This window comes from Paenibacillus sp. P4_E11 (assembly GCF_056401635.1).
In genome coordinates, this window is the sequence record NZ_JBFUIX010000454.1 from 1 (window position 1) to 1,480 (window position 1,480).

General features: G+C 38.2%; 3 protein-coding genes. 1 reads left to right on the forward strand and 2 read right to left on the reverse strand.

Annotation, left to right across the window (positions count from 1 at the left end; genetic code table 11):
- Window positions 1–336 precede the first annotated feature (336 nt).
- Window positions 337–777, reverse strand: coding sequence for a hypothetical protein (locus AC1DWB_RS35040; RefSeq protein WP_477545681.1), 441 nt, complete (start codon window positions 775–777; stop codon window positions 337–339).
- A gap of 42 nt (window positions 778–819) precedes the next feature.
- Between AC1DWB_RS35040 and AC1DWB_RS35045 the strand changes: the two genes are divergently transcribed.
- The gene (locus tag AC1DWB_RS35045; RefSeq protein ID WP_477545682.1) at window positions 820–972 is read left to right on the forward strand and encodes a hypothetical protein; all 153 of its coding nucleotides are present in this window, start codon (window positions 820–822) and stop codon (window positions 970–972) included.
- A 32-nt stretch (window positions 973–1,004) separates the two neighbouring features.
- Here the strand turns inward: AC1DWB_RS35045 and AC1DWB_RS35050 are convergent, their stop codons facing one another.
- Window positions 1,005–1,433: a GTP pyrophosphokinase gene (locus AC1DWB_RS35050; RefSeq protein WP_477545683.1), complete on the reverse strand. Its 429-nt coding sequence runs from the start codon at window positions 1,431–1,433 to the stop codon at window positions 1,005–1,007.
- Between the last annotated feature and the right edge of the window lie 47 nt (window positions 1,434–1,480).

A 1,480-nucleotide genomic window follows, 5' to 3' on the forward strand; every position in this document is an offset into this window, starting at 1 on the left:
AAGTTGTCATAAATATAAGGGTTTAAATAAAATCTTATTTGTAGCTTGTTATTATCTACTTCTATTATAGGGTCTGGGGAATTAGGCTCAGCTCCCCAAGTCAAATTGAGTCTCTTGAATTTCATTTTAATCCTCTTTCCAATAACTTCGCCTAACGTTGTTGTATTCACGAACCCGAGAGGCTTAAGGCGCGATAGCGCCGGGTGGCTCCGCCACTTAGCCTCACAGGGTTGTCTGCCTGATACTACATCTCGAAATGCCTCGGGCAGACCAAGGTGCGTTAGCCCCGTAGCGTGAATACGGTGTTATGTGATGTTCCCCCTAAGAAGCTGACAACTACGGTGTGTTCCCATTTATTGTTGGCACTTTCCCAAATGACTCAACAATTCTTCTAAGATTATTATAAAAGTCTATTTGATTTTCAGTGATTATATTGTAATACAGATCTAATGACATCATATTCATTGCAAATCCAATTTTCGTTTCTTTTTCCAAACTTGTTATTTGTCCGGCATATAAAAATCCTGTAAATGGTTCAGGCTGTTTAGCTTTTTTATATGTGTATTCATTCATAAAATCCCAAAATTCTTTTATCTTCTCTTTATCAGTAGTTCGATATAGTGCCCCTGTCCCCCCATCTCTAAATTGGACTATTGTTATATCTTTATCAACTAATTTGGTCAAATCTTCAAATGTTATTGTTAGACTATTTTGTTTGCAAGACGTCAATATGCATAAAAGGAACAGTAATATTATTAATGCTTTTGGTCTTCGCATTGTTCTCCTTAAGATAATTGATTTTAATGATCTTGAGGGGGAATGTCATATAACGTTCTTGTATTCACGAACCCAAGAACCTTGAGGCAGCTTGCTGCCGGCCACGACGCGGTTAAGTTCGCAGGGTTGTCCGCCTGCATCTACTCCCTCGAGAATCCATCTGGCGGACCGAGGGCCGAATGGCCCGATGCGTGAATACGGTGTTATGCTTCTTCTCGAGTAACCATTCAGAATTCTTTGTTGTTTTCCAATAATTCAAGTGCTTTTTTGTATTTCTCAAGTCTTTTAAAATCATTCTCTGTTGGTTCTTTGATTCTTCCAAGATTCATATTTTCTTTAATATCAGCTATTTTTACGTTTCTTGAGATTCGATTTCTACGAGTCTTTTCAATAAATTCTTCATAACTATCTTCTTCTGATCTCGTTAATAAACCAATGGCCTCAATTATCTCTTCGGAAAATCCATATCCCCTTAATTGACTAAGTGTAACTTCAGTATCTTCGATTACATCGTGCAATACTGCCACAATCTTCTCTTCAATTGTTTCTACCCTATTCATGACTGCAATCGGATGCAATATGTATGGATTTCCGCCTTTGTCTAGCTGGCCCTTATGAGCAATTAAGGCTATTGAAATTGCAAACTCAATATCCAAGCTGATCATCTCCGCTCTTGGGTTTAATTGCACTCAGGGTATTACGC

Bases quoted from the DNA above. Each gene is read 5' to 3' on its own strand.
- AC1DWB_RS35040 (WP_477545681.1), bottom strand. From the start codon at position 777: ATGCGAAGACCAAAAGCATTAATAATATTACTGTTCCTTTTATGCATA.
- AC1DWB_RS35045 (WP_477545682.1), top strand. From the start codon at position 820: ATGTCATATAACGTTCTTGTATTCACGAACCCAAGAACCTTGAGGCAG.